Origin of the sequence: Candidatus Palauibacter sp., from assembly GCF_965197445.1 — a bacterium.
Classification (GTDB): Bacteria; Gemmatimonadota; Gemmatimonadetes; order Palauibacterales; family Palauibacteraceae; genus Palauibacter.
The window spans coordinates 551,720-576,307 of the sequence record NZ_CBDANE010000005.1 but is presented as its reverse complement, the minus strand read 5'-3'; the positions used below and the strand labels follow the sequence as shown (position 1 = coordinate 576,307).

At 68.0% G+C, this 24,588-nt stretch carries 19 protein-coding genes; 10 read left to right on the top strand and 9 right to left on the bottom strand.

What is annotated here, in order from left to right:
• Window positions 1-4: 4 nt before the first annotated feature.
• Window positions 5-1,309 carry a dipeptidase gene (locus ACN9M6_RS09745; RefSeq protein WP_419162734.1) on the bottom strand — a complete coding sequence of 435 codons (1,305 nt, stop codon included), beginning with the start codon at window positions 1,307-1,309 and terminating at the stop codon, window positions 5-7.
• Window positions 1,310-1,425: 116 nt separating this feature from the next.
• Between ACN9M6_RS09745 and ACN9M6_RS09740 the strand changes: the two genes are divergently transcribed.
• Window positions 1,426-2,325 (top strand): hypothetical protein, encoded by a 900-nt coding sequence (locus ACN9M6_RS09740; protein ID WP_419162733.1) that lies wholly within the window; start codon window positions 1,426-1,428, stop codon window positions 2,323-2,325.
• Window positions 2,326-2,396: 71 nt separating this feature from the next.
• Complete coding sequence (ggt, locus tag ACN9M6_RS09735) at window positions 2,397-4,100, top strand: gamma-glutamyltransferase (RefSeq protein WP_419162732.1); 1,704 nt, start codon at window positions 2,397-2,399, stop codon at window positions 4,098-4,100.
• Between the two features lie 2 nt (window positions 4,101-4,102).
• Here ggt and ACN9M6_RS09730 read toward each other — a convergent pair whose 3' ends face one another.
• The 3 genes from ACN9M6_RS09730 to ACN9M6_RS09720 form a co-directional block, all read right to left on the bottom strand.
• Window positions 4,103-4,402 carry a HigA family addiction module antitoxin gene (locus ACN9M6_RS09730; RefSeq protein ID WP_419162731.1) on the bottom strand — a complete coding sequence of 100 codons (300 nt, stop codon included), beginning with the start codon at window positions 4,400-4,402 and terminating at the stop codon, window positions 4,103-4,105.
• A gap of 11 nt (window positions 4,403-4,413) precedes the next feature.
• On the bottom strand, window positions 4,414-4,695 hold the full coding sequence (locus tag ACN9M6_RS09725; protein WP_419162730.1) for a type II toxin-antitoxin system RelE/ParE family toxin: 282 nt from the start codon (window positions 4,693-4,695) through the stop codon (window positions 4,414-4,416).
• 982 nt (window positions 4,696-5,677) lie between these two features.
• Complete coding sequence (locus tag ACN9M6_RS09720; RefSeq protein ID WP_419162729.1) at window positions 5,678-9,010, bottom strand: WD40/YVTN/BNR-like repeat-containing protein; 3,333 nt, start codon at window positions 9,008-9,010, stop codon at window positions 5,678-5,680.
• Here ACN9M6_RS09720 and ACN9M6_RS09715 point away from each other — a divergent pair.
• Window positions 8,946-10,703 (top strand): Ig-like domain-containing protein, encoded by a 1,758-nt coding sequence (locus tag ACN9M6_RS09715; protein WP_419162728.1) that lies wholly within the window; start codon window positions 8,946-8,948, stop codon window positions 10,701-10,703. The genes ACN9M6_RS09720 and ACN9M6_RS09715 overlap by 65 nt on opposite strands.
• On the opposite strand, the gene ACN9M6_RS09710 is transcribed toward ACN9M6_RS09715, so the two are convergent.
• From ACN9M6_RS09710 to ACN9M6_RS09700, 3 genes are all read right to left on the bottom strand, one after another.
• On the bottom strand, window positions 10,693-11,202 hold the full coding sequence (locus tag ACN9M6_RS09710) for a type II toxin-antitoxin system VapC family toxin (RefSeq protein WP_419162727.1): 510 nt from the start codon (window positions 11,200-11,202) through the stop codon (window positions 10,693-10,695). The two genes, ACN9M6_RS09715 and ACN9M6_RS09710, sit on opposite strands and share 11 nt — an antisense overlap.
• On the bottom strand, window positions 11,199-11,468 hold the full coding sequence (locus ACN9M6_RS09705; protein WP_419162726.1) for a hypothetical protein: 270 nt from the start codon (window positions 11,466-11,468) through the stop codon (window positions 11,199-11,201). Before ACN9M6_RS09705 ends, ACN9M6_RS09710 begins: the two co-directional genes overlap by 4 nt.
• Window positions 11,469-11,543: 75 nt before the next feature.
• Window positions 11,544-13,085 carry an amidase gene (locus ACN9M6_RS09700; RefSeq protein WP_419162725.1) on the bottom strand — a complete coding sequence of 514 codons (1,542 nt, stop codon included), beginning with the start codon at window positions 13,083-13,085 and terminating at the stop codon, window positions 11,544-11,546.
• A 219-nt stretch (window positions 13,086-13,304) separates the two neighbouring features.
• Here ACN9M6_RS09700 and ACN9M6_RS09695 point away from each other — a divergent pair, with 219 nt between their 5' ends.
• Together ACN9M6_RS09695 and ACN9M6_RS09690 are read left to right on the top strand one after the other, a co-directional pair.
• Window positions 13,305-13,550 (top strand): hypothetical protein, encoded by a 246-nt coding sequence (locus ACN9M6_RS09695; RefSeq protein WP_419162724.1) that lies wholly within the window; start codon window positions 13,305-13,307, stop codon window positions 13,548-13,550.
• Entirely contained in the window at window positions 13,547-13,942 is a 396-nt protein-coding gene (locus tag ACN9M6_RS09690; protein ID WP_419162723.1) for a type II toxin-antitoxin system VapC family toxin, read from the top strand. The genes ACN9M6_RS09695 and ACN9M6_RS09690 overlap by 4 nt, the downstream gene beginning before the upstream one ends.
• Before the next feature lie 19 nt (window positions 13,943-13,961).
• Here ACN9M6_RS09690 and ACN9M6_RS09685 read toward each other — a convergent pair whose 3' ends face one another.
• Complete coding sequence (locus tag ACN9M6_RS09685) at window positions 13,962-15,233, bottom strand: ArgE/DapE family deacylase (protein WP_419162722.1); 1,272 nt, start codon at window positions 15,231-15,233, stop codon at window positions 13,962-13,964.
• 394 nt (window positions 15,234-15,627) lie between these two features.
• Between ACN9M6_RS09685 and ACN9M6_RS09680 the strand changes: the two genes are divergently transcribed.
• The 5 genes from ACN9M6_RS09680 to ACN9M6_RS09660 are packed head-to-tail and all read left to right on the top strand — an operon-like array spanning window position 15,628 to window position 23,404.
• Complete coding sequence (locus ACN9M6_RS09680) at window positions 15,628-16,878, top strand: serine hydrolase (RefSeq protein WP_419162721.1); 1,251 nt, start codon at window positions 15,628-15,630, stop codon at window positions 16,876-16,878.
• Between the two features lie 39 nt (window positions 16,879-16,917).
• Entirely contained in the window at window positions 16,918-18,225 is a 1,308-nt protein-coding gene (locus ACN9M6_RS09675) for an NAD(P)/FAD-dependent oxidoreductase (RefSeq protein WP_419162720.1), read from the top strand.
• Between the two features lie 6 nt (window positions 18,226-18,231).
• On the top strand, window positions 18,232-19,464 hold the full coding sequence (locus tag ACN9M6_RS09670) for an FAD-dependent oxidoreductase (protein WP_419162719.1): 1,233 nt from the start codon (window positions 18,232-18,234) through the stop codon (window positions 19,462-19,464).
• A 32-nt stretch (window positions 19,465-19,496) separates the two neighbouring features.
• The gene (locus tag ACN9M6_RS09665; protein ID WP_419162718.1) at window positions 19,497-19,742 is read left to right on the top strand and encodes a sarcosine oxidase subunit delta; all 246 of its coding nucleotides are present in this window, start codon (window positions 19,497-19,499) and stop codon (window positions 19,740-19,742) included.
• Window positions 19,739-23,404 (top strand): FAD-dependent oxidoreductase, encoded by a 3,666-nt coding sequence (locus ACN9M6_RS09660; protein WP_419162717.1) that lies wholly within the window; start codon window positions 19,739-19,741, stop codon window positions 23,402-23,404. Before ACN9M6_RS09665 ends, ACN9M6_RS09660 begins: the two co-directional genes overlap by 4 nt.
• Window positions 23,405-23,431: 27 nt before the next feature.
• On the opposite strand, the gene ACN9M6_RS09655 is transcribed toward ACN9M6_RS09660, so the two are convergent.
• Entirely contained in the window at window positions 23,432-24,562 is a 1,131-nt protein-coding gene (locus tag ACN9M6_RS09655; protein WP_419162716.1) for a trans-sulfuration enzyme family protein, read from the bottom strand.
• Between the last annotated feature and the right edge of the window lie 26 nt (window positions 24,563-24,588).

Here is a 24,588-nt window from a genome sequence, read left to right as displayed (position 1 = left end):
CGGGTCAATCCCCGCTCTGCTGGAGATCGGCGGCGACCTCCTCGCTGGCGCGCCAGATGCGGAGCGTGTTCCCGCCCCAGAGCTGCCGGATCTCCTCCTCGGAGTAGCCGCGGCGCACGAGTTCGATCGTGACGTTGAGCGTCTCCGAGGCGTCGCTCCACCCGTCGATTCCGCCGCCCCCGTCGAAGTCAGAGCTGATTCCCACGTAGTCGATGCCGATCAGGTTGACGGCGTGGTCGATATGGTCGACGAAGTCCGCCACGTTCACGGCCGGGTAGCGCGACCGGATTTCGGCCATCCCGTCGCGGAAGGCGACGCGCTGCTCGTCCGCCATCTGCGAGAAGCTCGTGAAGCCGATCGACTCGCGGAGCGCGGTGACTTCCGCCTGCTGCTCCCCGGAAGGCGACTTCACGAACGAACCCAGCGCGACGGCCTGGATCACACCGCCGTTCTCGCGCAGGGCGTAGAGCTGCTCGTCGTCCATGTTGCGGGGATGGGCGTTCACCGCGTGGGCGCCGGAGTGCGACGCAATGACCGGAGTCCGGGAGAGCTGCATGGCCTCCAGGCTGGCGGCCTTCGAGATGTGGGAGACGTCGATCATGATCCCGAGCCGGTTCATCTCGGCGATCACCTCCTCGCCGAAATCGCTGATCCCTCCGTTCTCCTCCGGCGTATCCCCGTACGCGGGGTTGGGTTGCGCCGAATCGGCGATGTCGTTGTTCCCGTTGTGCGCCAGCGTTATGTAGCGGGCGCCGAGTTCGTGGTAGCGCTCGAGCAGCGACAGATCCTTCCCGATCACGTACCCGTTCTCGATCCCGATCGCGGCCACGAGCCGGCCCTCCGCGTGGATCCGCTCCGCGTCGGCGGCGGTGTAGGCGAGCCCGATCTGGTCCGGGTACATCTCGTTCGCCATGCGGTGGATCGCCTCGAACTTCGTGATCGCACCCTGCTTCGCCGCCTCGTAGTTCTCCGGCGTGCGCTCCGTCTGGCCCACGAAGACAATGAAGAACCCGACATCCAGCCCGCCGGCTCGCATCTTCTCGAGGTTCACCTGGCGGTCCGCGTTGAGCGGATCCACCTCGGGGGTGGCGAAGTTGAAGGGGATGTCGTCGTGCGTGTCGATCGTCAGCACGCTCTCGTGGATCTCACGGGCACGCTGCTCCATTTCGGCCTCGTCCATGGAGGCCTCCTCCCCGACCGTCCCCCCGGCATCGTCGGCCGGCCCTCCGCAGCCGACCGCCAGCAACGGGGCGAGGAAAAGGGACAGTGTGGGTAGGAGGGCTTGGTGCGGGCGGGCGGGGTGTCTCATCTTTAGCTCCCTCGTGGGGTCCTGATCGGTCTGGCGCAAGCTCGTCCGCGTCCCGGCGAGACGCAACGAGGGAACGATCCGCGCGACAGCTCCCGAAATGAGGACGGACGAACGTCATGTACGCCTGGAAGGTGCCCGGCTGGCTGCCTCGCGCGGCGCTCGTCGCGCTGGTGGCGCTCGGATGCGGTGACGCCACGGGTCCCGAAGCCCCCGCGGCGGGTGAGATCGTGTTCACCTCGATCCGCGAGAGATACATGCGCATCTGGGTGGCGAACGTCGACGGGACGGCGCAGAGGCCCCTGACGGTGGAGGGAGAGACGAACCTCGAGCCCAGCTGGACGCCGGACGGGTCGGAGATCGTGTTCACGAGCTGGCTCGACGGAAACCCCGACATCTTCCTGATGGACGCGGACGGCTCGAATTGGAGGCCGGTGACCCGGGACACGGCGTACGACCGCAGCGGTCGCGTGTCCCCGGACGGGAAGCGCGTGGTCTTCGTCTCCGAGCGGACGGGGGATCCGGATGTCTGGGTGATCGACGTGGATGGGTCCAATCCGGTCAACCTCACGCGGAGTCCATCGTCCTTCGACGTGGACCCGGACTGGTCCCCCGACGGCACCCGGATCGTCTTCGCCTCGGACCGCGACGGGGGCCGGCGGTTCTCGCTGTGGACGATGGGGGCCGATGGGACGGGGCTCTCGCGGCTCCCCGTCGAGGGCGGGGCGCGTTCGCCCTCCTGGTCGCCGGATGGATCGCGGATCGTGTTCACCTCCTACCGGGATATCGGTGACGCGGAGATCTACGTGATGCGGGCGGACGGGAGCGGCCGGACCAACCTCTCGGGACGCGCCGGCGTGGATGAACTGCCCCGCTGGTCGCCCGACGGCGAGTTCATCCTCTTTTCGACGAAACGGGACGGGAACTCCGAGATCTACGCGATGCGGGCGGACGGATCGGGGCCGGTGAACATCACGCGTTACCCGCGCTGGGATGCCATGGCCGCATGGAGGCCGTAGTGTGCGACACGACACCAGGCCCGGGTTCGGGGCCGCCGTCAACCCTTGCGGGGATCAGCCGAATAATGTGCATGCGTGACGTTGCCACGACTCTCGTCTTCGCCGTCCTCCCCGTGACCGCCGCCGCGTGCGGCGCCGCGGATGCGGAGACCCTGCCGAATCCGTCAACGCAGGAGGCCGCGATGAATGCTCCGGGGTCCATGGCGGGACGATCGACCGCCTACGCTCCGAACGGGATGGTCGCGACGAGCCAGCCCATGGCGTCGAGCGTCGCGCTCGGCGTGCTGCGCGACGGAGGCAACGCCTTCGACGCTGCCACCGCCGCCTCCGCCGTGCTCTCCCTCGTCGAGCCGCACATGACGGGGCTGGGCGGCGACCTGTGGGCGCTCTTCTGGTCGGCCGAGGAGGGTCGGCTGGTCGGGCTGGACGCGACCGGGCGGGCCGGGACGAACATGACGCCGGAACGGATCCGGGCCGACGGGTTCGACCGCGTGCCGGGCTCCGGACCGGGGGCGGTGACCGTACCGGGGGCGATCGCCGGCTGGGGCGCGCTGAACGAGAAGTACGGGAGCCGCCCGCTCGCCGAACTCGTGGCGCCGGCCATCGCGCTGGCCGAGGAGGGCTTCCCCGTCACGCCGATCATCGCGGGCCAATGGCGCGGGCAGTTGAGCAAGCTGCAGGCCGACCCCGGGGCCGCGGCGACCTACCTGATCGACGGTGAGCGGGCGCCCGAAGCGGGAGAATGGTTCCGGAACCCCGACTTTGCGCGTTCCCTGCGCACGATCGCGGCGGAAGGCCCGGCCACGATGTACGGGGGCGAGTTGGGCACGCGCGTGGCCGAGGGACTGGCGGAACTCGGCGGCTATCTGACGCCGGAGGACATGGCCGCGATGGAGGTGCGCTGGGTCGAGCCGCTGTCGATGGACTACAAGGGGTGGACGATCTGGGAACTGCCGCCCGCGGGCCAGGGAGTCGCCGCCCTGCAGATGCTGGGGATGCTCGAGCCGTTCGATCTGGCGGGCATGGGGCACAACTCGCCGGAGTACCTTCACCACCTCATCGAGGCCAAGAAGGTCGCGTTCGCCGACCTGGCCCGGCACGTGGCCGATGCCGACCACATGGAGATCGACCCGCGTGAACTGATCAAGCCCGACTACCTCGCGGCGCGGAGAGCACTCATCAACCCGGCCGTGGCCGCCGAGCGGGTCGAGCCCGGCGAGTTCGCGACGGCTACCGAGACGATCTACCTGTCGGTCGCCGACCGGTACGGCAACATGGTCTCCTTCATCCACTCCATCTACGGCGCGTTCGGCTCGGGCGTCGTCGTGCCGGGGACAGGCTTCGTGCTCCAGAACCGGGGCGCCGGCTTCACGCTCGAGGACGGGCACCCGAATCAGGTCGCGCCGGGCAAGCGGCCCTTCCACACGCTCATCCCGGGGTTCGTGACCCGGGACGGAGAGCCGCTGATGGCGTTCGGAGTCATGGGCGGGTCGATGCAGCCGCAGGGACACACGCAGGTCGTCCTCAACATGGTCGAGTTCGGGATGGACCCGCAGCAGGCGATCGACGCGGCCCGGTTCCGGCACATGGGCGGGCTACGGGTCGCGGTCGAGCAGCTGACGGACGGACTCGAAGCCGGCATGGGTGCGCTCGGGCACGAACTCGTCGACTGGGAGAGCGCGTCGTTCGGTGGCGGTCAGCTCGTCATGAAGCTGGAACGCGGCTGGGCCGGGGCGTCAGACCCCCGCAAGGACGGACTCGCCATCGGCCACTGAGACTACTGCGAACCCTTCGCAGCCCGAAGTGGCGTCACGGCGAGCGGGCTCTCTCTCTCGACATCGAGATCGTAGCTGGTCTGGAGATTGAGCCAGAACCTCGCCGAAGTCCCGAAATAGACCGAGAGCCGCAGCGCCGTATTCGCGGTGATCGCGCGCTTCCCGTGCACGATCTGGTTGATCCGGCCGGGAGCTACGCCGATGTCCGTGGCCAGACGGTACTGGCTGATCTCCAGCGGCTCGAGAAACTCTTCCAGCAGCACCTCGCCGGGATGTACCGGCGCCAGCTTGTTCACGGACATCTCACTCACCCTCAATGGTAGTCGACGATCTCCACGTCGTACGCGTTACCCGAGCGCCAGCGGAAACAGATCCGCCACCGCCGGTTGATACGGATGCTGTACTGATCGCTTCGATCGCCCTTCAATTTCTCCAGGCGATTGCCCGGCGGAACCCGGAGGTCCGCGAGGTCAACGGCCGCATCCAGCATTCTGAGCTTCCTAAGCGCGACTCGCTGCACCTCGGGTCCCAATCTCGGAAAGCGGTGCCGCTGGAAGAGCCGCTGGGCATCACGGTCGTGAAAGCTCTTGATCACCCGGCATAATAACGCGTCGCGTTATTGACGTCCAGCGTCCATACCGGGGCGTGGATCAGCAGTCCCAAGGGCCCATGAGGGGTCGCCCCGCAAGTAGCTCGCGGGCGTAAGCGCTCACGTCGGAGGCCTGGGTCCGATCCAGACCCAAGGCCTCGACCGCAGCTACATCGGTCACGAGACGATTCACTCGATTGGAGAGACGCTTGTCGGCCGTGGCCACTGCCAGGTAGAGAGCCGCCTCTAAGATCCCCATCCGATCCTCAGCGGTCACGGAGGCGGAGATCGTTCGCGCCCCACCGTCCAGGAAACGGCTCGCGGCAGCAAGTACCAAGACCTGCGTGCACTTCGGAAATCTGCGAAAACCTCCACCGGCGCTCTTGATCCCAAGTTCGGTCAAGCCCTTTTCGGTGAACCAGGGAGACGCGGTTTCTCCTATGACCGTGCGAGCCAGTTCCTCGGCCGCCGGAAATGACGGACACCGCATGGTTCATGGCCGCACGGAGCGAGTCGCTCACCTCCGAGACAGGCAGCCGGGCTGCAAGGATAGCCGCGGTTGTTTCCTCGCCAGTGGGCCCCGGACGCGAGGGGATGCCGGAGAGTGCCGCCGCCAACGCGTTCGTCGAGTAAAGGGGCGCCAGCAGATTCTCCAGCGTATGCTTCACACCCTCGAACTCCTGCCGTCCGCGCATGACCACGAACGCCTCCGCCATTGCGGCTCGCAGATCCGCGTCCACCTCGCCCGGTTCGATGGCCGCGATCTGCCGGAGAGCTTCCTCTTGTTCGGGTCGAGCCTCCCCGATCGTAACCGTGCGGATCCTTGCCGCCAGCACCTCCTGCGTCGCCCCCGGCTCCGGAGTCTGCGGCGCGGGCGCGCTGGCACAGGCCCACAAAACTATGGCCAGCGCGAAGACGACCTGTCCGAGCCGGCGCCGTGCGCGAGGGCCGGTGGTTCTCTCCAAGAACTCCATTCCTTCATCCGTCGTCAGCCGCCGGGGAGCTGGCGGCCGGGGGTCCAGGGGGCGCCGGCGGCCTCGAGCGCAGTCTCGGCCCGCATGAAGTCGCCTCCCATGAAGCCCTCGAACTGCGCGAGCCACACGCCGAAGTCCGCCTCGGCAATCTCGAGGTTGCGGCGGTGCGTTGCCGTCGGCGTCTGGCGGGTGCCCCAGTGGCCTCCGATCACGCGTCCCACCCGATTCGAGATCGAGGGCACGGTGGACTCGTTCAGGCGCTGTCGCGCCGGGTCACCCGAGATCCGGATCTGGAACTCCTGCAGCCGCGCGCCGAGCGCGTCGAGATCGCCGAACAGATCCAGAGGGGCGGCGGGCGCCTCGAGTAGCGCGGCCCGCATATGACGGAACCGGCCCCGGGCGCGGCCGAGTTCCTCACCCGCGGACAAGATACGGCGCGACAGCTCCGACGCCTCGTTCTGGAACGCGACGACGGCCCCAAAATCGGTGCCCGGATCGGCCGTAGGCACCGCTCTCACGGCAAAGGTTCGCGCCAATCCGACCTCCCGCGCGCCTTCAGCCGTCACGACGACGAGCTGCGCGGAGTATTCACCGGGGGCGGCGAGCGGCCCCTGTGGCGGCCCGACCCACGGCGGCGTGAAGCCGGGCACCGAGAGGTCGATGGGATCGGGCGCCGGGGTACGCAGGTCCCAGCTCACGCGGTGCAGCCCCTGGCTGGCGGGGCCGGCGACCCAGCGCAGGGTCCGGCCGGAGGCGTCGGCGATCGCGATCAGGGCCCGCGGCCCGCTTTCCGTCGCCTCCGCGTGGAGTACGTCGTAGCCCGGGAATGGGACATCGCCGCCACCTTCGCGCACCTCTCGCTCGGCGTCCCGACGGGCCTCGCCGGCCGTCGTCAGCGTCTCGGGCAGGTAGTATCTCAGCGTCGCCCCGAAGTCCGGGTTCGGCGCCGTGTAGTCGTCCGACCCCAGAGTCGGCTTGCCGCGCGCCTGCATGGGAACCGACGGGATGTACCACCACGCGTCGCGAGCCGGGAACAGCGCTCCGCCGTCCGCAGCGGCCATGGCCGTGTTCATGCCCTCGGCCAGTTCGCGCAGCGGGGTGTAGTCGTCGAGCACGTAGAAGCCGCGCCCGAAGGTCGCGCCGACCACGTCGTTGTCGCGGCGCTGGATTTCGATATCCCGGTGCGGGATGGTGGGACCGGGCAACATGTGCCAGTTCGCGCCGCCGTTCACGCTCGCGTACATCCCGAACTCGGCCCCGAGGAAGAGAAGGTTCGGATTCAGGTGGTCCTGCTCGATCGCCCACAGGGTCGTCCCGGCGGGCAGATCTCCCGCAATCGAGCGCCACGTCCGGCCCCCGTCGTTGCTCTCGAACACGAGCGGCCGAAAGTCGCCCTCCTTGTGGTTGTCCGCCACGGCGAACACGGTCCCTGCGTCGAACTGCGACGCCTCCACGTCGTTGATGAACGCGCGCTCCGGAACGCCGGGAAGCTCCGCGGCCCGCCGCCAGGTGGCACCGGCGTCCTCGGTCACGTGGATGAGTCCGTCGTCGCTCCCGGTGTAGATCACGCCTTCGGCGACGGGGGACTCCGAGATCCCGGTGAGCGTTGCGTACTTCGACATGGCCCCGTTGTCGATGAGGTCGTCGACGCTCCATACGCGGCCCATGAACTCCAGTTCGTAGCGGTTCACGTCCGTCGTCAGATCGCCGCTGATCGCCGTCCACGAGTTGCCCCGGTCGTCGGAGCGCCACACGCGCTGCGAGCCGTGGTAGATGCGGTCGGCGTCGTGCGGGCTGATGAGGACCGGCGCGTCCCAGTTCCAGCGCTCGGGCGGGTCGCCGGGCAAGGGCTGCGCCTGAATGTCGAGCGCCTCTTCGCTCTCCCGGTCGTAGCGGTAGAGGTTCCCCTGCTGCGTCTGCAGGTAGAGGATATCCGGATCCCTCGGGTCGATCTGGACCGCGTACCCGTCCGCCCCCATGGGCGCGTACCAGTCCCGGTTCCGCACGCCCTCGATGTTGGTGGTGCGGGCCGGACCCCACAGGGTGCCGAGATCCTGCGCCCCGCCGAGCACGTTGTAGAACGGCTCCGCGTTGTCGAGCGCCAGCTTGTAGAACTGCGAGATCGGCAGGTTCGGGAAGTGGCGGAACGTCCGGCCGTCATCGAAGCTCTCGTACAGCCCCGCGTCCGTCCCCACGAGCAGGTGCTGCGCGTCCTCCGGGTCGACCCAGAGGGCGTGGTTGTCGCTGTGTTTGTCGCGCGCCGTCTCGAGGTTACCGAAGGTCGCGCCGCCGTCGCGCGTGACCTGGATGAACACGTCCATCTGGTACACGACATCCGCGTCGTGCGGGGAGGCCTCGATCTCCTGGTAGTAGTGGGGACCGGTGCCGCCGGAGATGTAGGAGTTCCGCTTCTCCCAGCTCTCCCCCTTGTCGCGGGACCGGTAGAAGCCGCGCTCATCGTCGTTCGCCTCCATGGTCGCGTACACGACTTCGGGGTTCGCGGGGGTGACGGCGAGCCCGATCTTCCCCACATCGCCCGTCGGGAGTCCCGCCGTGATCCGGCGCCAGCTCTCCCCGCCATCGGTCGACTTGTAGATGCCCGAGTTGGGGCCGCCCGCGAGGTGTCCCCAGATCTTCCGCCGGCGTTCGTAGGACGCGGCGTAGACCATGTCCGGATTGCCGGGGGCGAACTCGATGTCCGTGACGCCGGTGTTCTCGTCGATCTCCAGCACGAGCGTCCACGAGTCGCCTCCGTCTGTCGACCGGTAGACGCCCCTGTCGCCGCCCGGGGCCCAGAGCGACCCCTCGGCCGCCACCAGGATGACATCGCTGTCGCGGGGGTCGACGAGGATCTTTCCGATGTGCTGCGAGTCGCGGAGTCCGACGTTCTCCCATGTCTCGCCGCCGTTGCGGCTGCGGTAGACGCCGTCCCCCCAGCCGACGTGGCGCCCGCTCACGTTCTCCCCCGTCCCCACCCAGATCACGTCCGGGTTGTTGGGATCGATCGCGATGTCGCCGATCGAGTACACGGACTGGTCCTCGAAGATGGGATCCCACGTCACGCCCGCGTTCGTCGTCTTCCACACGCCGCCGGAGCCGACCGCGATGTACCACGTGCTGCTCCGATGCGGGTGCACGGCGATGTCGGCAATTCGGCCGCCCATGACCGCGGGCCCGATTTCCCGCAGGGGGAGGCCGGCGACGACCTCCGCCACCAGCGCCTGATCGACCTCCTGAGCCCGAACTTCCGCCATCACCGCAGGAAGGAGGCCGGGAACTCCCATGAAGACGCCCCAAACGACCAACGACCGTGCGCGCGGCAGGTGCCGCCTCGACGAATCCCTCATTCGATTCTCCTCCTCCGACCTCTCCTGTCCGCCAGGAGCCACCGATAGGCTATCGTTGGCGTCGAGACGTAAACAGCCCCCCGATCCGCATCTCCAAGTGGCTTGTGCCATCGGTCCAGATCTGAGCACCTTCCTCGCTCTTGTAGAGGTCGGAACGAGAGCCGAGAAGTTGCGGGATTCCGAGAGGAAATGGTCCGGGTCCCCGGGTAGACACCAGATCGCCCGCGTGGAGAGTTGTTGGAGGGGAGGAGCCTTGGTGAACAAGCCGTTCGCAGCCGCACTCACTGCCGCGTTGTCCGGGCTTGCATGCTCGGGTTCTGACACCACGGCGCCTCGGTTGACACCACCGCCGCCGCCACCGCCCCCTCCGGTAGCCACGTCAATGACGGTTACCCCGGCGACGTTGAGCTTCGTCGCCCTAGGCGAGACCGCGAGAATAAATGCCACGGTTAGAGATCAGTACGACAACTCCATGGCAACGGCGATCGTTGCGTGGGCGTCAAGCGATGGGGCCGTGGCCACGGTCAGCGAGGGATTGGTAACGGCGGCAGGCGTAGGTACCGCAACGATTACTGGCACCTCCGGAGCAGCGAGCGGCTCGGCCGCCGTGACCGTAAACCAACAAGCAGCTACGCTGACGGTCTCGCCGTTAGATCTCAACTTCGTGGCGCTGGGCGAGACGGCAGCCCTCTCCGCAGCCGTCTTTGATGCCCGCGGCAATGCAATTCCGGACGCCTCGGTAGATTGGCTTTCGAATGCACCGGCCGTGGCGGCGGTTGACGCGTCTGGACAAGTGACAGCCGTCGGGAATGGGAGCGCGACTATCACGGGCTCGTCTGGCGTGGCGAGCGGCGTCAGCTCCGTTACCGTGCGCCAGGAGGCCGCTTCCGTGAGTGTCTCTCCCGAGAGCGTGATTCTTTGGGCTCTGGGAGACACGGTGAAGCTGTCGGCGATGGTTCTGGATGCAGGCGGCAACGCGATTGTCGAGCCGTCTCTCTCGTGGATTTCGAACACTCCAGATGTCGCGTCCGTGGACGCGTCTGGACGAGTGAGAGCTATAGGATTTGGAAGGGCGGTCATCACCGCTCGCGTCGGAGCGGTAAGCGACGCTGCCGCCATCCGAGTGTCGACGTGGCGGGTCTACGAATCTGAGGATCCGTTCACCAACGACACATGGTGGGTCGCAAGCAGCATCCGGGTCGAGGCGCGGCCTCGGATGAACTTCCCGTATGAGGACGTGACCAGCGACATGTATTACCTCTGTGAAGAGGGGGACTCCGATCACGAGTCGACGCTGGCACTTTTCTTCACGTCCGCACCTAACCTGACGAACGACACGCCCCACACAGGTGGATACAGCACTTCCACCAATCGCGTCCGCTGGGGAGCCGAGACCACGAGTGAATCCTTCTCCCAAGAATGGGGCGCCAAGTTCCTTTTCTTCTTCTCGGTAGGGGCCAACTCACGGCGTGCAGCGTCAGGTGTCTCCGAAGTTGCCGTCGAACTGCATTGGTTCGGTTCTGGGCGAACCGTCTTCACGTACCCGTTGGGCGAAGACGCTCGCGATGCGATCAACGCGGCGCGAGGGCTATGCGGGCAGTCCAAGATAGGGGGAGATGCGGGACAGCACTCCTTCTCCGAGTTCGGTATTGGGTTAACTGTAGAAGTCTCGAAACGGCGGGTTAGGAAGTAGTGGACACTTTGCGGCGGCAAGCCCATGAGGGGGGCTCGGCACGCGGTTTTTCGCCGAGTGCGTAGCGGCCAGCGGACCGGCTAGCTGTCGTTGCGTCGGTTCCCGCGCGGGGCGACCGGGAACGCCAGGCCGCAGCCAGCGCCCGGTCGAAGGTCATGAGGTCGTCGGGCTCCCGCCGGATGCAGCAGGCGAGGTGGACGAGATCGCGGGCTTCAAGCCCCGGATGTCTCGTCGCGAGGTTGCGGGCCAGTGTGACGTCCGACTTTTCCACGGCCCAGACCTCGTCGAGGCAGGCTTCCACGAGCGTGAACGCGTCGTCCAAGGCGGAAACCCGTCGGCTCCGGAGGTAGAAATGGAGCAGTTCCTGGAGGACTTCCGCCGACGTGACAAGATGGTCACCCTCACGCAGGGAGTGAGAGATGCGTTCGCGTGCCTCCCGGCGCAGCGGATGCTTCCGACCCACGTGGTGAATGAACACGTTCACGTCAACGAAGATCACATGATCTCCAACCCGGAGATCTTCGATTCCGCGATCATACGCTTCACTTCGGGCCAGTCGGGCTCCGGCTCGTCGGAACGTCGTGCATCGCACTCTGCGTTGAATTCGCGGAGTTCCTCGACGGTGAACAAACGTGGGCGCGCGGCGGCGAGTTTCTCGTCGGCCGCATCCCGTAGCCATTGCCCGAGGGACTTCCCCTCACGCTCCGCCTCGGCCTGGTAGCGGATCTTGGCGCTTTCCTTGACGACGAAGTGAATCCGCGACATGCGTTCCCCACGATGTGCGAGTTGATTGTGCAAGATAGTTGTGCAAGCACAAATTAGTGATGCAGGATGATGATCTCAACCACTGAGAGGCGGTGCCGTGGACGGCGGACGACGGTGGTGCGTCGCCTGCTCGAAGGCGTAGCCGAAGCGCAGGAGCATGGCTTCCGTGAAGGGGCGGCCCAGAAACTCGAGACCCACCGGGAGACCGTCCGCCGTGAACCCGGCCGGGACCGTGAGAGCCGGGAACCCCGTGAGCGGGCTCAGCGAGCGGTTGTCTCCCAGCGCGTAGCGGTCATCCGGGGCCGGGTTCGTCTCGACATCCCCGGCAATCAGGTCCGGTGGGTGGTCGAAGGTCGCGTAGACGAACGCGTCGAGGTCGTGCTCCGCCATCGTCGCGATGACGTCCTGCCGGATCTGCTCGCGCGCCAGCAGGTACTCGAGATAGCCGGGGTCGCGGGTCGTCTTCCCCAGGAGATCACCCATCCCGCGGGCCCGCCACGGGTTCACCCGTCCGGTGAGCAGGATCGAGGCGAGCGTCTGGTAGGGGGCATCGGGAAGTTCGGCCAGATAGGCGTCCGTCGCCTCCTCGGTCTCGTAGGAGTTGAGGCCGAAGACGGCGGCCACGCGCTCGATCCCGGGGATGTCGACGTCCACCACTTCGGCCCCCAGGTCGCTCAGGGCGCCGATCGCCGCCTCGATCCGGGCGCGCACCTGCTGGAACCCCTCCGACGTCGTATCCACTGACCGGTCCATCGGATCTCGGATGACGCCGAGCCGGACCCCGGTCAGACCATCGGCCGCCAGCCCCTCGGTGTACGAGTTCGGCACCTCTCCTACGGAATACGCGGTCACCGGATCGTTGGGGTCGTAGCCGGCGATGGCGTCGAGCAGGAGGGCCGCGTCCATCACCGTGCGGGTCATCGGGCCCATGGTGTCCGTGGTGGGGTTGGCGGGCATCATCCCGAAGCGGCTCACGAGCGGGAGCGTGGGACGGAGACCGACGAGCGAGACCACGGCCGCCGGTCCGCGGATCGAGCCGCCTGTGTCCTCGCCGATGCCGATCATGCCGAGGTTGGCCGCCACGCCGGAGCCGGTGCCGCCGGAGGAACCGCTCGGGTTGCGCCGTGGATCGTAGGCGTTGCGGATGATCCCGAACCCCGAGCCGACGTAGCGCGAGGCGAACTCGCCCATGTTCGTCTTGGCGATGATGAGAGCGCCGGCCTCCTTGATGCGGGTGACGATGGTCGCGTCACGCCCCGACACGTAGCCCGCGAAGAGCACCGACCCGAAGGTCGTGGGCATGTCCCGGGTCTCGACCTGGTCCTTGAGCAGGACGGGGATGCAATGCAGCGGTCCGATGAGGCCGCCGGTCGCGAAGGCGGCGTCGAGGCCCCGGGCCTCCTCGAGCGCCTCCGGGTTGACGATCGCGATCGAGTTCAGTCGCGGCCCCTGTTTATCGTAGGCGTCGATGCGGGCCAGGTAGCTTCGGACGAGGCCCTCGCAGGTGAGGTCACCCGCTTGGAAGGCGGCGTGCACCTCCGCAATGGTTGCCTCTTCGACCGTGAAGGTCTGCGCCCGCAACGGGAGGCGAGCCGCCGTGAACGCCAAGGCGAACAAGAGAGCAAACCTGATTCCAACCGACGTTCGAGCAGACATGGCAGCACCTGTCCTTGGGGGAACTCGAATTGAGCACCCGTTGATAAGGGTACGTAGCCTGAACTTTAGCGAGACGTGATCCGACCGGAAGGCGTACCCCACTTCTTGATCGCCGCACTGTGTGCATGCATATTATGACAGCATACGCAAGCATAATCTGACATCACATGGAGATGGCCGGTGAAGACGTTGACAGTACGAGGCGTGCCATCCGAGTTGGGGCGTGCGCTGAACGAAGAGAAACGGCGGCGGGGGACATCCCTCAACCGGACCGTGCTGGACCTTCTCAAGCAGAGTCTCGGTGTCGGAACTCCTCGATCGAACGGATTGGGACGCTTCGCGGGGGGCTGGACCGACGCGGAATTCCGTGAGTTCGAGGCCGCAACCCGCGACTTCGGGAAGATCGACCCGGAAATGTGGGAGTGAGCCGCTACTGCCTGGACACCTCGGCCTACAGCCGCCTGCGGAGGGGTAGCGCGCGGATCGCGAACATCCTGGACCGGGCCATCTGGGTGGGCGTACCGGCCGTCACGCTGGGGGAACTCCGGTTCGGTTTCCTCGGTGGCGCTCACGGAACGCGCAACGAGACGGAGTTGTCGGACTTCCTCGCAGCGTCACCGGTCGAGGTCGTGCCGATCGACGATGCCGTCGCCCGCTGTTACGCCGAGATTGTGGCCGACCTGAAGCGGGCGGGGACACCGATTCCCACGAACGACGCCTGGATCGCGGCCTGCGCGGCCCACACGGGGTCCACCGTGCTGACGAGCGACGGACACTTCGAGCAGATCGCCAGGATCGGCACCCTGCTCGTGACCTGAGCGGAAGTATGCGAGCCGATCAACTGGCCGCGCTGCCGCAGAAGCGGATCGCGGCGACGGCGAGGATCCGGGCGGTTTCGACGAGATCCTGTGCGCGGATGCTCTCGTCGGGACGGTGCGACCGGCGGACGTCGCCGGGGCCGAAGAGCACCGTGGGCACATGGCCCTGGTTGACGAGAAGCCGCATGTCGGCGCCGTAGCGCATGCCGCCGAGACGTGCCGGCGTGCCGCTGAGCGTCTGCACGGCGCCGGCCAGAGTGCTCACGACGGGGTCGCTCTCGTCCGTGCGGGCGGCGGCGAACTGCGCCCCGACCCATTCGACCGCAGGGGGGTGGTCGAGTAGCCAGGCGTCACCGTCGGCCGCCTCGGCCACGGCGTCCTCCAGCGCCCGGCGGGCCTCGGCGAGGTCCTCCCCGGGCGCGACGCCGAAGCGGCCCTCCACGACGAGACTCTCCGCCACCGTCGAGGGCCAGATGCCCGCCTGCAGCCGTCCCATCGTAAGGGCGTAGGGCAAGGCTTCCGCGCGAAACAGCGGGTCCGCCACGTCATGATTCCGGGCCGCTTCCAGGGCCCGGAGCCGCTGGAAGACGGGGATGAACTTCTCGACCGGGTCCACACCCTCTTCGCGCAGCGCCCCATGGGCGGCGAGCCCCGGGACGGTGAGCCGGAAGCTGAGCGCGCCGGCCTGGGCGGGGGCGATCACGAACTGGGTCGGCTCGACCACGATCGCCCCGTCCCCGGTGTGGCCCCGCTCGATCGTCGCCAGCATGCCCGCCCCGCCGTCCTCCTCGCCGATCACGCTCTGGATCTGGAGCGCCCCGTCCAGTTCCACTCCCGCGTCGCGCAGCGCCCACGCGGCCTCCAGCGCGCTGCACAGACCCCCCTTCATGTCCACGACGCCGCGACCGAACAGGCGCCCGGCATGGCGCGTCAACTCGAACGGCGGGCGGGTCCAGCGTTCGGTTTCTCCCGCGGGGACGACATCGATGTGACCGTTCAGGATGAGCGTGCGGCCCTCACTGCGGCCCTCGGTGTGACCCATGATCCCGACCACGCCGAGCCCTTCATGCCGCTCCACGTCCGCCGTGTAGGCGGGATGACGGCGCAGCCGCTCGAAGTCGATCTCCCACACGTCGGTCTCGAGACCGATGTCCCGCATCTCCATGGCCACCCGCTCCTGGGCCGGAGTCTCGCGGTTCGCGACGCTCTCGATCGCGATCAGGTCGCCGAGAAGCCGGAACAGGCGCTCTGCATCCACCGCCTCGGCGGCCCGCCGTTCTTCGGGCGTCATCGCGTCGCACGTCCTTTCACTTTGGTTGCCCCGGTGGTCTCGGGATGTGCGGAGTATGTCACGAGTCATGCCGTCCCGGCGATCCGGCCGGAGGCGGTCTCGTCCCCGATCTTCCGCAATGGCTACCGTACGGCAATGCCGGCCGCGAGTGGCCAGGCCCTGTCGAGACCATGAGTACGACACAAGGAGCACGACCCATGCGCCTTCGCACATCCCTCGCCATGGCGACGCTGGCCGTGGGACTGCTTGCCCGCGAGCCCGGTCGCCGCGCAGTCCGCGATGCCGGCGGGCGATGCCGGACTCGGCCGCCTCCTGGCGGAGATCGAGCGTCTCGCCCCCAACAGCGGGGGCACGGTGGGCGTGGGCGCCGTCCACGTCGAGACCGGACGCAGCCGTGTGGTTCAACGAGGACGAGCGCTTCCCCATGGCGTCCACCTACAAGGTCCCGATCGCGGTGCAACTCCTGACCCGGGTCGACCGGGGCGAGATCTCGCTGGCAGACATGGTCGAACTCGAGTCGACGGACATTCACCCGGGCAGTGGCACGATCTCGAACCTGTTCGACGACCCCGGCGTGGCGCTCTCTCTCCGGAACCTGCTCGAACTGATGCTCCTCATCTCCGACAACAGCGCGACGGACCTCACGCTGACCGCCGCCGGCGGCCCGGACGCGGTGAACGCGCGCATGAGTGAGCTGAATGTGGAGGGCCTGAGCGTGAACCGTCCGACTTCGGTCCTCATCGGGGACTATTCCGGCGTCGAGACGCCGGCGGACGGGCGGATTTCGATGGCGGAGTTCCGCGACCGCGCGGGCGGGGTCTCGGCCCCGGAGCGGGACGCGGCCCGGGAGGCGTTCTCGACCGACGCGCGGGACACGTCGACGCCCCGCGCCATGGCGCACCTGCTGGCCATGACCTGGGCCGGGAAGGCGCTGGGCTCGAAGAATACGGAGGTCTTCAAGGACGTCATGCTGCGCGTGCAGACCGGCACCGGCCGCATCAAGGGCGTGTTGCCTCCCGGTACGCAAGTCGGCCACAAGACGGGAACGATCGGCGGGACGACGAACGACGTCGGGTACATCTATCTCCCGGACGGGGCCGGGCACGTGATCACGGTCGTGTTCGTGAAGGATTCCGGGCGGCCGGTCCCGGCGCGCGAGGCGATGATCGCCCAGATCTCCCGCGCCATCTACGACTACTTCCTGTTCAACCCGGGGAGCCCGGCAGCTGCATCCGCCCAGCGCGGCAACCCCCGCTACGGCGTGTGGAAGCTGCGCTCCGACGCGCCGTCCCCCTCGCTCAACGTCATGACGTACGAGCCCTGGGGGGACGGCGGGATGAAGATCACCGTCGAGTCCACGAACGCGCGCGGTGGGGAGTCGAAGTGGAATTACGACACGATGTTCGACGGCGCCTTCCGTCCCGTGACCGGCCGGGAGGGCGTCGAGACGGCGGTGGAAGTCGTCGACGAGTTCACGAACCGGATCACGAGCCGGCGGGACGGGCGGGTGACGCAGGTCATCATCAACGTCCTCTCGGAAGACGGTAACCGGATCGACAACGAGTATCGCAGCACCGACGCGGACGGGAACGAACGCGTCTCGCATGCGGTGTACGAGCGCATCGGTGAGGTGGACGGCCGCTGAGCGTAGCGGCCGCCCGTCAGGCGAGGAGGCCAGAAACGAATGTCCAGGGACTACGACGCGATCATCATCGGGGCTGGAGTCATCGGCTGCTGCACCGGGTTCGAGTTGGCCAGGCGCGGATTCAGAACGCTCAACGTCGACAAGCTCCCCGCGGCCGGATACGGCTCGACCTCGAACACCTGCGCCATCATCCGTCTCCACTACTCGACCCCGGACGGCGTGGCCATGGCGCGCGAGTCCTACTTCTATTGGCTCGATTGGGGAAAGTACGTCGGCGTCCCGGACGAGTCCGGGCTGGCGCGCTACGTCAACACCGGCTGTCTCGTCACCAAGACCGAGAAGAACCACTACCTGACCAGGGTGATGGAGAGTCTCGACGAGCTTCACGTCGCCTATGAAGACCTCGACGCGGACGGGATGCGGGCGAAACTCTCCTTCCTCGATACTCGGCAGTTCGGCCCCCCGGTTACGGAGGAAGATCCGGGGTTCGGCCGGCCGACGGGAGATGATGTGGCCGGCGCGCTCTATATCCCGGAGTCCGGCTATATCAACGACCCTCAGTTGTGCTGCCACAACGTGCAAAGGGGCTGCGAGGCCCGGGGCGGCGAGTTTCGCTTCAACACCGAGGTAGCGGGAATCCTGCGGGAGGATCGGAGGGTCGCGGGGGTTCGGCTGAAGGACGGATCCGCGATCCGGGCGCCGGTGGTGGTGAACGTCGGCGGGCCGCACTCTTTCGTCATCAACCGGATGGCGGGCGTCGAGGAGGGGATGAACATCAGGACGCGCGCGCTCAAGCAGGAGGTGTGTCACGTCCCCGCGCCGGAGGGGGTCGACTACAACGTGGTGGGAATGCTGATCTCGGACAGCGACATCGGGTGCTACTCGCGGCCGGAGGTCGGCAACCACATCCTCATCGGCTCCGAAGATCCGCCATGCGACAATCTGGAGTGGGTGGACGATCCCGACGACTATGACAACACGTTCAGTTACCAGTGGAGGACGCAGGTGCTGCGTGAGGCGCAGCGGGTGACGGGACTGCCCGTGCCGGAGGCGCGGCAGGGCCTGGTGGACCTGTATGACGTATCGGACGACTGGATCCCCATCTATGACAAGTCGGACCTGCCCGGCTTCTATATGGCGGTGGGGACGTCGGGGAACCAGTTCAAGAACGCGCCCGTCGCCGGCCAACTCATGGCCGAGCTGATTCAGGAGGTCGAGGACGGACGGGACCACGACGCCGACCCGGTCCGGTTTCATATGAAATATACGAGACGGGACTGTGATCTCGGCTTCTTCAGCCGGCTCCGGACCATGAATCCGGACTCCTCCTACTCGGTCATCGGCTGAGCTGACTTGGGCCTCGCTCCGGGGTTCCTCCGCTACGGTCGACTGTGGGAAGAGAGGCCGCTCCGCCGCGACTATGAGGTCGTGATCATCGGCGGCGGAATCCACGGACTCGCCACCGCCTACTATCTGGCGAAAGAGCATGGCGTCCGCGATATCGCCGTCCTGGAGAGTCAGTACATCGGGTTCGGGGGGTCGGGCCGGAACACGGCCATCGTGCGGGCGAATCAGCGCACGCAGGAGAACGTCCCGCTCAATGACGAGGGCCTGAAGCTGTGGCGGGTCCTTACGGACGAACTCGATTTCAATCTCATGTTCTACAACTGCGGCAATCTCAACCTCGCCCACAGCGAGGCGGCGGTGGCCTCGTTCCGGCTCGCGATCAATACGGCAAACTTCTGCGGGGTCCGCTCGGAGCTGTTCGACCCGCAGCAGTGCAAGGAGCTGATCCCGGCGCTGGACGTGTCCGACCGAGCCGCGCATCCGATCCAGGGGGGGATGTACCACCCGCCGGGCGGGGTGGTGCGGCACGACGCGGTGGTCTGGGGACTCGCTCGCGGCGCCAGCCGGCACGGGGCCGCGATCCACCAGGGGGTCGAGGTCCAAGGGATCGAGGTGCAGGGCGGGCGGGTGACGGGGGTGCGGACGAACGCGGGACGGATCGGGTGCCGGAAGCTGGGGATCATGGCGGGCGGGTACGGGCCGGCGATCGCGGCGATGCTCGACATCGAGCTGCCGGTGAACCCGCTCACGATCCAGGCCATGGTGACCCAGCCGCTCAAGCCGTTCCTGCACCACGTCGTGAGTTCGGGTGCGTATCACGTCTATGCGAGCCAGACATTGAAGGGGGAGATCGTGACGGGCGCGCATATGGACCCGCAGGTCAATTACACGACGGACGTCACGGCGCGCTACTTCAAGCACCAGGCCGAGGCGCTGACCGACCTGATGCCGTGCCTGAAGGGCGTGCGGTTCCTGCGCATCTGGGCGGGGCTCGCCGACATGACGCCGGATATGGCGCCGATCCTCGACGGCAACTTCGCGTACGAGGGGCTCTATCTGGATGTGGGGTGGGGATATTTCGGGTTCAAGTCGGGACCGGTGGCGGGCAAGTACATGGCCGAGTTCATGGCGCGGGAGGAAGCGCCGGAGATTCTGAAGCCGTTCGCCCTCCGGCGTTTCCTCGAGAACCGGTATATGGGTGAGACGGCCACGACGATGAAGTACGGACAGTGGGACTGACGCGGTGGGTCTGACGCGGTGGGTCTGACGTCGTGACGTTCCGGTTGACGTGCCCGGTGTGCGGGAAGCGCGACGTGTACGAGTTCACCTACGGGGGACCGGAGCGGGGTCCGAGGCCGGATCAGGAGAATCTCTCGGCGGAGGCGCATTTCCGCTGGGCGCAGTTCCGCATGAACGATCCGGGACCGCGAGAGGAATGGTGGTACCACGGTGCGGGCTGCGGCGTCTGGTTCTCGACCCGGCGTAACCCGGCCACGAACCGTGAGGAACCGTCGTGAGCCGGCTGGTTGCCTCGTCGACGCAGCGGATCGACCGATCGCGGCCGCTCGGTTTCCGGTGGTGCGGGCGTGCGCTGGAGGGGTTCGAGGGGGACACGGTGGCCTCCGCGCTGTGGGCCGCGGGCGTTCGCACGTTCGGGCGGAGCTTCGAGTATCACCGACCTCGGGGGCTGTACGATCTGGAGGGCGAGGGGTCGAGCCAGCTGGTCTCGATCGACGGTGTGCCGAACCAGTCGGCGGGCACGACCCCGCTCCGCGAGGGCATGTCGGTCGGCGCGCAGAACGTGCGCGGGGATCCCGGGTTCGACGTGTTCGGGTTTCTGGACCGACTGGATCGCTTCATGCCGGCGGGCTTCTACTACCGGCTGTTTCACCGGCCGGCGTGGGCCGCCCGGTTTTTCCAGGAACGGATGCGCGGAATGGCGGGCCTGGGCGTCCTGCGGCTCGACCTGCCGGACGGCGGGGACCGCGGGGAGCGGGCCGAGCGCTACCTGAACGCGGACGTGGTCGTGGTCGGCGGCGGGCCGGCGGGGATGTCCGCGGCGCTCGAGGCGGGGCGTCGCGGCTTGCGGGTATGCCTGTTCGAGCGCCGGCCGCGGCTGGGGGGGCACCTGGACTGGCGCGTGCGGAAGGGGCGCTCGCTTGCCGCGGAGACGGACGCGCTGGGCGAACAGCTTGCGCGCATGGATTCGGTGCGCGTGTTCTCGCACGCTCCGGTTACGGGCATCTGGGGCGAGAATCTCGTCACGGGCTTTCAGCGCGGGGGGGCGGAGGAGGCGGTCTCCGAGCGACACTGGGAGTGCCGGGCGCGGGCGGTGGTGGTTGCGACGGGCTCAATCGAGCGGCCGCTGGTGTTCGAGCACAACGATCGCCCCGGGGTGGTGCAGGTCGATACGGCGATCCGGCTGGCCCGTACGTACGGGGTCAGGCCCGGGAAGGCCGCCGTGTTCAGCGTCGGCGATGACCTCGGGCTGGAGGCCGCGCTCGACCTCGCGGCGCTGGGCGTGGAGGTGCGCGTGGTCGCCGACGCCCGGCGCGAGGGTCACGATGCCGCGCTGGTCGAGGCCCTGGCGGCGGCCGGGATCGACTTCCGGCCGGGCTGGGCTGCGAGCCGAGTTCGGGGAGGACGCCGGGTGGGGGGGGTCGACCTGACCTCTCGGGACGGGGGCGATTCCGGTTGCGATTCGGTGCGGGTCGGGTGCGATCTGCTGGTGGCGAGCGCCGGACGCCAGCCGGACATCGGGGTCCTCTCGTGCGCCGGCGCCCACTTCAGGCACGGCCGGCACACCGGGACCTTCGAACTCGAGCGCCTCCCGCCGGACGTGTTCGCCGCGGGCGGGGTCCTGCGGCTGACTGATCTCGATGCCCTCAAGTGCTCGGGCCGCAACGCGGGGCTGGAGGCGGCCGCGGCCTGCGGCGTGGATGTCGCGGAACCGCTGGCCCGGGCGGGCGCCGCTCTGGCCGACCGGCCTGGGCCCGCCCGGGGTGCCTCCATCGTCCGCGGACCGGCCTCCGGCCCGGGCCGCAAGACGTTCCTCGACTTCGATGAGGACGGCACCTGGAAGAACGCGGCCCAGAGCGCCGCACTCGGGTTCGATGTCCCCGAACTCGCCAAGCGCTACGGCAACTTCGGTCTCGGCCCGGGGCAGTACCGGGTCCCGGGTCAGAACCTCGCCATGGCGATGGCCGAAATCGCGGGGCGGCCCATCGGCGACTTCGCGGCGACTACGGTGCGGCCGCCGGTCATCCCGCCGTCGCTGGCGACGCTCGCCGGGCCGAACCATGACGTCCACAAGCGGACGCCGCTGCACGACGACCTGGCCTCCCGCGGGGCCATCTTCCGCCGGGCCGGGCCGTGGAAACGCGCACGCTACTTCAGTCCGGATCCCAGGTGCCTCGAGGAGATCCGCAACGTTCGAGAGAACGTCCGGCTGCTCGACAGTTCACCACTCGGGAAGTTCAGGCTCTGGGGACCCGACGCCATGCGGGCGCTCCAGCGTGTCTACATCTCCGACATGACCCGGACCCGGTCCGGCCGCTGCACTTATTCGGCGATGTGCAACGACACGGGGAACATCGTTGACGACGGCGTCGTCATACGCACGGGCGAGGACGAGTTCTACGTCACGACGAGTTCCAACCGGGCGGGGGCGACCGTCGAGTGGGTCCGCTTCCACACGCGATACGACGGGTGGGACTACAACCTCGTGAACCTCACGGACACGCTCGCGTCCATCAACCTGGCGGGACCCAACGCGCGGCGGGTGCTCGAGAAGATCACGGGCGCGGATCTGTCGAATGACGCGTTCCCTTATCTGGGCTACCGGCAGATCGAGGTCGGCGACGGCGTGGCGGCCCGCTGCCTGCGGCTCGGGTTCGTGGGCGAACTGTCCTACGAACTGCACGTGGGCGCGAGCTATGCGAAGTACGTGTGGGACCTGCTTTGCGAGGCCGGCGCGGAGTTCGACATCGGGCCGTTCGGGCTGGAAGCGCAGAATTGCCTGCGGGCCGAGAAGGGACACGTGATCATCGGGACCGAGTCCGAGCAGCGCGTGACCCTCCTCGACATCGGCATGGGGTGGCTCTGGGACCGCGAGGATACGGCCTCGCGGAAGGTGGGCGCTCCGGCGCTCCGCGCATGTGAAAACCAGGACGGGAGGCTCAAGCTCGTCGGGCTCCGGATGGACGGGGCCGACGGTCACGGTGGCCAGCGCGCCGGCCACTGTCCCGAGGACGGCACAATCGTGGTGGACGGCGACCGCATCGCCGGGTTCGTGTGCACGACGCGCTTCAGCGAGACGCTGGGCTGGCAGTACGGCCTGGCCCTCGTCGAAGACCGGCTGGCGAAGCGCGGCGGAACGCTCGATCTGTACGAGTCGGAGGGCCGGCGGGCACGGCGATCGACGGCGACCGTGGTGCCGCCGCACTTCTACGATCCGGAGGGCGAACGGCTCCGCGCCGGTGCGGGCGGGGTGGCCGCCGCGTCCGGGCCCGGCGGCCCAACGTCAGCGGCTGCGTCCCCGGCCCGTCGGCGGTCGCCGGTTCGCTTCGACGCCGTGCCCTCACGCGTCGAGCTCCGGGCCGGCTGGGACGTCGTGCTCGACTACGAATCGGACCGCGCGAGCGAGGACGGCGCGGGCCGGGTCCGCTTGATCGACCTCAGCCACCGGGCGCGCTGGGACCTCCAGGGCCGCGACATCCGGACCGTGCGGCCGTTCGGCCTCGACGTACCACCCAACCCGGGGGAGGTCACGGTCGAAGCCGGGATCATGATCAACCGCATGAACCGGACACAGGCCTCGCTGTGGCACGTCGGCCCCGGCGCGACGCCCTCTCCCCCGACAGGGCCGCACTACGCGGACACGACGGACTCCCATTGCTGGCTCGCCATCGTCGGCGACGCAGCGCCCGCCGTGCTGGAGTGCGTCACGGACCTCGACCTGTTCGATCCCGGCCGGAGGCGTCCCTTCCTGACGCAAGGGCCGATCCTGCACGTCCCCTGCCAGATCGTTACGTGGTGCGAGGACGTCGTCCTGATCGCGTTCAGCCGGGGGTACGGGCAGACCTTCGTCGAGGCACTACTCGCGTCCGCCCGCCGCGAGGGTTTGCGTCCGGCCGGTGAGCGGATCCTCACCGATCGGGTTCGCGGACTCGACAGCTGAGACGTTCCCGCGGGAACGTCCAGTGACCTAGCGGACGGCGTGGGCGAGGGCCAGGGCCAAGTCTTCCTTGAGATCCTCGGGATGTTCGAGTCCGACGGACATCCGGAGGAGGTTCTCCGGCGCGCGGGTTGTCGGTCCCTCCACCGAGGCCCGGTGTTCGATCAGGGAGTGCGTCCCGCCGAGGCTCGTGGCCCGGGCGATGACGTTCACGGCGGCCGCCACCGCGAAGGCTTCGTCCCGGCCACCGACGACGTCGAAGGCGAGCATTCCGCCGAAGCCCGACATCTGACGCGCGGCGAGCGCATGTCCGGGGTCGTCTTCCAGGCCCGGATAGTGAACGCGCTCCACACCGGGGTGCGCGTCGAGAAAGCGGGCGAGTTCGAGCGCGTTGTCGCAGTGCATGGCCATCCGCGCCGCGAGCGACTCGAGTCCGCGTCGCGTGAGCCAGGCGTCGAAGGGAGACGGGATCAACCCGCCGTCGCTCTGCATTTTCCGCAGTGCCTCGAGCGTTGCTCCCGGCTCGCGGACGATCACCGCGCCGCCGGTCACGTCGCTGTGGCCGCCGAAGTACTTGGTCGTCGAGTGCATCACGAGGTCTGCACCGAGCTCGAGCGGCCGCTGCAGGAGCGGCGTCGCCCACGTGTTGTCGCAACACGACAGCGCCCCACCCTCCCGCGCGATCCCGGCGAGGCCTTCGACGTCGGAGATCCGGATCAGCGGGTTCGACGGCGTCTCCATCCACACGAGCCGCGTGTTCGGACGCATGGCGGACCGGACCTCGTTCAGGTCGGTCATGTCGACGAAGCTCGCCTCGATCCCGCGCTCCGAGAACTGGTCGCGCAGGAGAACTCCCGTTCCGTAGTAGGCGTCGTCCGCCGCGACGACATGGTCCCCGGGAGAGAGGGAGAAGATGACCGAAAACGTGGCCGCCATGCCGGACGGGAACGCGACCGCCTCCGGCCCGCCCTCGAGCGCCGCCAGCGCAACCTCCAGCGCCCGCCGGTTGGGGTTCCCGGATCGCGAGTAGTCGAACCCTCCCGGGTACGACCCGTCCTCCCCCCGCTCGAACGTGGTCGAGAGCGTGATCGAGGGCGCGATCGCGCGACTCGCCCCCTCCGGCTCCAGCCCCGCCTTCACGGCCACCGTCTCTATTCGCATGCGTGACCTCCTCCGCGGCAAGGCGG

What these genes read in the sequence shown, in the direction of transcription:
- ACN9M6_RS09745 (WP_419162734.1), bottom strand. Translation starts at nt 1,309, where the DNA reads ATGAGACACCCCGCCCGCCCGCACCAAGCCCTCCTACCCACACTGTCC.
- ACN9M6_RS09740 (WP_419162733.1), top strand. Translation starts at nt 1,426, where the DNA reads ATGTACGCCTGGAAGGTGCCCGGCTGGCTGCCTCGCGCGGCGCTCGTC.
- ggt (WP_419162732.1), top strand. Translation starts at nt 2,397, where the DNA reads ATGCGTGACGTTGCCACGACTCTCGTCTTCGCCGTCCTCCCCGTGACC.
- ACN9M6_RS09730 (WP_419162731.1), bottom strand. Translation starts at nt 4,402, where the DNA reads ATGTCCGTGAACAAGCTGGCGCCGGTACATCCCGGCGAGGTGCTGCTG.
- ACN9M6_RS09715 (WP_419162728.1), top strand. Translation starts at nt 8,946, where the DNA reads ATGAAGACGCCCCAAACGACCAACGACCGTGCGCGCGGCAGGTGCCGC.
- ACN9M6_RS09720 (WP_419162729.1), bottom strand. Translation starts at nt 9,010, where the DNA reads ATGAGGGATTCGTCGAGGCGGCACCTGCCGCGCGCACGGTCGTTGGTC.
- ACN9M6_RS09705 (WP_419162726.1), bottom strand. Translation starts at nt 11,468, where the DNA reads ATGTCGCGGATTCACTTCGTCGTCAAGGAAAGCGCCAAGATCCGCTAC.
- ACN9M6_RS09685 (WP_419162722.1), bottom strand. Translation starts at nt 15,233, where the DNA reads ATGACGCCCGAAGAACGGCGGGCCGCCGAGGCGGTGGATGCAGAGCGC.
- ACN9M6_RS09675 (WP_419162720.1), top strand. Translation starts at nt 16,918, where the DNA reads ATGTCCAGGGACTACGACGCGATCATCATCGGGGCTGGAGTCATCGGC.
- ACN9M6_RS09655 (WP_419162716.1), bottom strand. Translation starts at nt 24,562, where the DNA reads ATGCGAATAGAGACGGTGGCCGTGAAGGCGGGGCTGGAGCCGGAGGGG.